Source organism: Brasilonema octagenarum UFV-OR1 (assembly GCF_963888615.1).
In the GTDB taxonomy this organism is placed as follows: Bacteria; Cyanobacteriota; Cyanobacteriia; order Cyanobacteriales; family Nostocaceae; genus Brasilonema; species Brasilonema sennae.
Map to the genome: position 1 here is coordinate 1 of NZ_CAWPKW010000186.1, position 6,206 is coordinate 6,206.

Annotated in this window: 5 protein-coding genes; all 5 read right to left on the reverse strand. The window is 44.0% G+C overall.

What is annotated here, in order from left to right; all coding sequences use genetic code 11:
* Positions 1 to 111: 111 nt before the first annotated feature.
* Positions 112 to 936 carry a DUF928 domain-containing protein gene (locus AC5590_RS12925; protein ID WP_169268791.1) on the reverse strand — a complete coding sequence of 275 codons (825 nt, stop codon included), beginning with the start codon at positions 934 to 936 and terminating at the stop codon, positions 112 to 114.
* A 23-nt stretch (positions 937 to 959) separates the two neighbouring features.
* A complete protein-coding gene (locus AC5590_RS12930) occupies positions 960 to 3,314 on the reverse strand; it encodes a CHASE2 domain-containing protein (protein WP_169268792.1) in 2,355 nt (784 codons plus the stop codon).
* Positions 3,315 to 3,396: 82 nt separating this feature from the next.
* Positions 3,397 to 4,365, reverse strand: coding sequence for a DUF1822 family protein (locus AC5590_RS12935; RefSeq protein ID WP_169268793.1), 969 nt, complete (start codon positions 4,363 to 4,365; stop codon positions 3,397 to 3,399).
* 642 nt (positions 4,366 to 5,007) lie between these two features.
* On the reverse strand, positions 5,008 to 5,838 hold the full coding sequence (locus AC5590_RS12940; protein WP_169268794.1) for a DUF4351 domain-containing protein: 831 nt from the start codon (positions 5,836 to 5,838) through the stop codon (positions 5,008 to 5,010).
* A gap of 133 nt (positions 5,839 to 5,971) precedes the next feature.
* Positions 5,972 to 6,206: hypothetical protein (locus AC5590_RS12945; RefSeq protein ID WP_211178780.1), on the reverse strand; the 235-nt coding region annotated here is incomplete at its 5' end.

Genomic DNA, 6,206 nt, shown 5'->3' on the forward strand with positions numbered 1-6,206 from the left:
CGCCGGGGGGAGTATCCCCCCGGCAGACTTTGGCGCTGCGCAAACGCTGCTGCGCAAAGCGCAGATCGCAACCTACTGTTTTTAGTAGCGCCTGCGTAAGTCCTACTAAAATTAGTTGGAAATCAGCGGTTTGCTAGCAAAATCACCTAAGCCGATACTAGAAAGCAAAGCCTGCCACTCTTGCTCAAGAGTCACATCTTGGGGATTTTTTTGACGCAATTGTGCCACAGTTGTTAATGCTTCATACCATATTCCATTGCTCGCATAGATAGCAACTTGCTGTCTTGGCTGTGCCTGCTTGATTTGTTGGACGATCGCCGCCTTTAAGTTAACTCGTTGTATGACTCCTTCAACATAAATTGGGCTTTGTTGCTTTTGGCGATGCTCCGTAAGGGAGCCGCCCAAAGGGCTATCGCAGTACACATTTAAGAACCAGCGGTACTGTTTGTCTGTAGTCAGTGGAGAAACACTAGTAGGTAAAGAAACGCTCATGACTCCAGGTTCAGTTGGTAAAGTAATATCCTGTCGGTAGACTAGATTTGATTCTGCATCAAGCAACACAAAATCAGCGGGGTAGGCAGAACCTTTGGCATAAGGTGTGTAGAACCAGAAAGTTGGGCGTTCTGCTGTGGTTTGTCCCCAAACATTCATCACCGAAGTTGGTTGCTCAATCAAAGGAACTAAAGCCGTGAGTCCAGGTTTAGCAACTGGACACTGACCGCGACTGGCTCCCCCATACCGACGACCACCAGGAGGTTGTCCTGGCGGAAGTGGAGGTAGCACAAGGCGCAGAGGCTGCTTACGAGAAGAGGTTGTTGTTAAGGGTTTTGATTGTGATGCAGACTGAGCGATCGCCGATGTTGTGCTAGGGAGCAAACTTAAGTACCCCAGTACAACTGCCAACAACAGTTTCATCGGTTGTAAAATCATTTTCATAAATCACTCTTAACTGTTGAGTGTTAACTGTTAACTATGAATAATCTCGAATTTTGAAATAAAACGATACTCATTGTTCCGACAAGTGCCAAGGCTGAAGGTACAAACGGCACCCAATATCCTTGGATAAGTAGACCAAAGCACAAAACGTAGAGAACTCCACAACAGACAAAGACAAAAAGTGTCAATCTGGGGAGTAAACGCACCCGCCAAGGAAGAACTGCTCCTACCACAGAAGCACTGCAAATCCAGATCACCTCACCCCACAATGACCAAACTTGCAACAAAGGACGTTTATCGAGGACAGCGCTGAGGAGTTGGCTGACCATTTGTGCTTGTACAAGCAATCCTGACATTCGCTGATCAAACTGATTTTCATATGGTGTGCCCCAATAGTCACTACGCTCTCCTTTAGATACAACACCAATCAGGACAATTCGGTTTTTGATCGCATCTGGATTAACCTGATTTGATAAAACTTGTGTCAGCGTTACTTGTTCAGCAATGTTCTGTGAGGAACGATAATTCAACAAAATTTGACCACCATTGGCATCAATGCCTTGATATCCGCCACTGTGAGAGTTCAAACCAGGAAAAACAGTATTGCCAAGCTGTAAATCTCCTTGTGTGGTAAACTTTGGTTGAATTCCCTTATCGGCAAGCAAATAACGAAATGCTAGCTGTGCACTGAATGCATAATCAGCAGGACACCCAGAGACAGCCTCCTGTCCCATAAACAACAGATGTCGCCGTACCACGCCATCAGGATCATGAATAAAGTCGCTAAATCCCAGGCGTTCTTTTGGGATTTCCGGTGGCGGCGTAATACTCTTAACAGGTATTGCAGCATCACTGTGCTTACAAACCCCAATCAAATTTTCAGTTTGTTTGAGACGAGGAATTAAATTTGGGTCTTGCGCTTTAAAATCTCGATAGATATCCAAGCCAATAGCGCGGGGTTCGTACTTCTGAAGTTTATCCAAAAGTTTATTGAGAGAGATATCTGAAAGGGATTTTCCATTTACATCCTCGCCCCTTTGCCGTTGAGCATCAATATCTGCATCATCAATTGCTACCACCAGCAGGCGTGGATCGCTTTCCTCGTGGAAGATCAGGGAACGTAGACGCATCATCTGGTCAAAAGCTTGGAGTTCACTCATTTGCAGTAACCCCAAAAACTTTAGTCCACAAACTAGGGCAGTGATCACCACTGAGGACAACAATGCTACTGCAAATCTGGGTGGAAGCGTTGGGCAAACAGGCGATCGCTCTAATGGTCTGGGCACTTCCACCTCAACCTTACCCGTAATCTTGAGCCAAGTAGGAGGAATTTGTGCGAGATTTTGACAAATGACTGGTAACCAAGTCGCGCAGGGAAACTTGTCCTCAAGACCTTGCAACCGTTCCCGTGCTTCCCGCACTGCTTGATAAAAGCACTCACCCCCAGCAAACCCTTGTAGAAAATACTTCAAAAATTCCTGTGCAACTAAGTCTGGAACGGGTTCGCGCATAACAATCATCTGCGGAATTTGCAAATCAGCCAGTTCTCGCGCCAGTCCCAGCCCATCGCAGGAGTTGAAGATTGCCAGTTGCAGTCCACGTTCCACAGTTTTTCTCAGAGCATAGCGTAATTCGCTGATGGTCAGACTATCGGTTTTATTCAGGTAGATTCGCCCAGATCCATCTTTGCCATGACTCGAACTGTGTCCAGCAAAGAAAAGAATATCCCAGCTGTTACCCCACAGAAAGTCAGTCAATTCTTTGCGTTCAGGTTCCACCAAAAACGTAACATCTGCATCTGTTAGCTGTTGCAGCAAAGCACGGTCAACTTCTGTGTCAATCCCCTGACTATTGCCAACAATGGCTAAAATACGAACTTTGTTATTAAATGTTTTTTGGGAAGATATCTTTTCGTATGTAGGCGACGCTAGGGCAAATTCAGCTTTTGGATATCGTTCTAGTAAATCCCACAAATGCCAAGGTAAAAGTTGTAACTGAGTATGTTCGGTTTGTAAAATCACCCGTACTTCATCCGTAGGCAATAATTTTTCTAGCCATTTCTCGCGGATGGGACGAAATTCTTCTGTTCGTAGCCACGTGTTGAAGCGCGATCGCAAAATATGAGCAATATTGTCACAGTCTTGGGTGATGGACACATTTGTCACCTGCATTTTATCAGCAGACAAACGATAACTATTCCCCAATCTGAGATAGCTAGACTGCCAGTGGCTATAGTACAGTGGCATTTCTCCTGCTGCAGGTAACTTACCCGTGATTTCAGTTGAGGGACGCTCACCTTCTTCACCGATTTGTAGCGTTACGGCAAACCCCTGCTCAAAGCTACCATCTGCAAATTTCAGAACCACTAGCTTGCCCATAATTAAAGCAAAAGTACACGAAGTTGGGAAGCAGAATAACTTTTAACAATTGAAGCCTTAAGTGTTGACTCTTGGGCTTTGACTAAATGATAAAGTTCTGTGTGACACTTGCATCATTCAATGATACTTTAACGCTAAATTGCTCTGTAGGTTCGCCTCTAAACTGTAATTGCAGGTAATTATCTGCACTTCTGGCTTGAGCTTCCAGAAAAACGGTTCCAGACTGATCTAGCACCGTCAGTTGTACTCCTGGTATAAGGTAAATTTTATTACCTGTAGGATGCAACTGAAGACGAACGCCAGTTTGTTGATCAGTTTTTGGTCGAATTTCGACAATTAATATGACGGGTTGATTGGCAATTTGGATTCCTAAATCAATCAACTTTGCCCGTCTGGTAAGTGCTTGTGTTTTGTTAGGATCGTTTTGCACAAGCGTCTCACCATTGCGAAAAGCATAACCTGGTCTAATTTCCGGCTGATTCCACAAAGATTCAACTGTTTGCCAACCAGCATCGAAGATTCCAACCAACCACTGGCTCAAATTCACCAATGTCCTGCTCGGTGTTTGTCGCAGCTGTGCGAGATATTCGATAAAATCTTCTAAGGGTTGCAGTTGACTTAAAAGTAATTCTTCAGTTGCCACATTACGAACAAACCCTAGTAACTTTGCTTGCTGAAGCGATTCATCTATTTGGACAACGACATAAGCCACTCGTTCTTCCCAAGTTTCTGGGGGAATGTAACATGTTTCTTGCGCCAAACGCACGGAACGACACTCTAAACGCCCGATTCCCGGCAACTCTAAGTCTGCTACATCACTACATAGACGCATAATAGAGTTCCAACTGTTACATTCTGTTAACTGAGTGGGAATATCCATCATTTCCAAGTATTCATTTACCACCCATACACAAAGCGTATTTAGTCGGACTTGTTCGGCTTTTTCAGGAGTTGGTTGCTGATTGGCAAACTGCTGGGCAGTTCTACACGCTGCTTGAGTAATAGGCAACGTTAAAGCAAAGTCGTCTAGATTGTGGTTGGTGCGCCTCATATGAAATCCCCGGTGAAGAACGCTGCTACATACATATCGTTCCAAGGTATGTTATTTACGCAAGAGTAAAGAAAAGCAATATAGGAATCCGGTTTGATTTATGAACTTACTCGTGAAGATTTTTAAGAGGGAACGCTTAACTCTTAACGCTTAACATCAAATGTAGCTAGCTTCGTCAAAAATCAAATATGAGTTTTATATCTTAATTGAAAAGCTAAATTAAGCGTCTTACCAATAGAGTTGGGCAAAATATTGTAATAATTTTTAACAATTTCTGAGAAAAAAATCCCCCACATCTGTACCGGCAAACACAGGATTAGTAATCAAGTGTTGACAGATGTAGGGGAATAATTTACTCGGATTTTGGTTCACCAACTATAGGAAGCAAAGAACCTTATTTATTATTCCCAGTTGCGATCCCAAATTCAAAAATTAAGATCCCCGACTTCGCAAAACTTGTCGGGCAATACGGTTCGCTTAAGGAGGTTATCTCAAAGGAGATCCCTCCAACCCCCCTTAAAAAGGGGGGCTATTTTAGCCATTCACCCCGTTTTTAAGGGGATCGCCGCTGGCGGGGGGATCTTATCGGGACGGTATTGAGAAGTCGGGGATCTTCTTTCTCGTGCCTGTAGGGCTTATGATTTAGGAGATATTCCCCAGGTAATTGACTAAATCGCTGGGATTAGAGAAATCCAACAGCGCCTCAGCTAACTCCTCTAACTGAGTAATAGATAAACTGCGAATCTGCTGTTGTACCTCCGACTCAATTACACCAAACCGACGTGTCAAAAGACGTAAAATCAGTTCTAGCGCCTCCTGTTTCTTTCCTTGTTCTTTTCCCTTTTGCAAAATGTCTTGGTAAATCACAGATTCTTGCATAATTTCCTCTCTAAATAGCTGTCTCATCAAATTTTTTGGAAACCTCAAACCAGCTAAAACCTGTACGCAAGCTGATATATTCTGTCGTTCTTCCCTTGACTCAATCATATCGACAGCAGCGGCGACTTGTTCTAATAAGTCTTGGGGTGAGTCGGTTCTCGCCAATGTCGCCAGTGGTAGAAGTGCGGGGTTAGCTAGCAGTGGTGTTGGATCTTCTTCCCATAAACGAATCACTCGATACTCGTGTCTGGTTTTCTTGTCTACATACTGAGTGTTAAAAACGATTTCTGAGGAAGTGGCTTGTAAGAAAATCAACACTTGCTCAATATCGCACCAGTATTGTCGTTTCAATCTTGTGTAGTAATCCAGCATCCGGAAGTCGAGTGGAGGCGTGGATTTTGGTGAAGTTTGAAACTCTAAATGCAGGATTTGGTTGGAAATTTGCAGGAAGGTAAGTGAGTCTGCGCGAATTGGTTCTAGGTTGAGTTCGGTTTTTAGTACCTCGATATCTGAGGTGTCGGACGCGAGTAACCATCTGGCAAAATCGGCTGGGTAGTTTTCCGCAAGGTATTTACAGGTGTTGTCGTAAGTCAAGGGCGATCGCCTACAAAAAATTTAGATTTTATGCTATTCTATGAATAATGCAATAGGTGTGCGCAGATAAATTCAGCTTCATGACAGCGCAACTGGTGGTAAAAGGTATTTAGTTGGTGAATGACTGGAAATCTTAATTTGTAGCGAGTGTTTTGAAGGTTAAGCGGTACGCTAAACACTCAGCGACCAGTGTTTGAGACTCGCTGACGAGTGTTTGAACTTCGCGGTATATATAACGTTCAGAACTGCATAGCCGAAGATGGATTCGTTTTATCCATGTTGATTTGACCTCACCCTCGCTTTTAGCTGCGCTAAAATCTTTCCCTCTCCTTAATAAGGAGAGGGATGCCCGACAGGGCAGGGTGAGG

What these genes read in the sequence shown, in the direction of transcription:
- AC5590_RS12930 (WP_169268792.1), bottom strand. Translation starts at nt 3,314, where the DNA reads ATGGGCAAGCTAGTGGTTCTGAAATTTGCAGATGGTAGCTTTGAGCAG.
- AC5590_RS12925 (WP_169268791.1), bottom strand. Translation starts at nt 936, where the DNA reads ATGAAAATGATTTTACAACCGATGAAACTGTTGTTGGCAGTTGTACTG.
- AC5590_RS12935 (WP_169268793.1), bottom strand. Translation starts at nt 4,365, where the DNA reads ATGAGGCGCACCAACCACAATCTAGACGACTTTGCTTTAACGTTGCCT.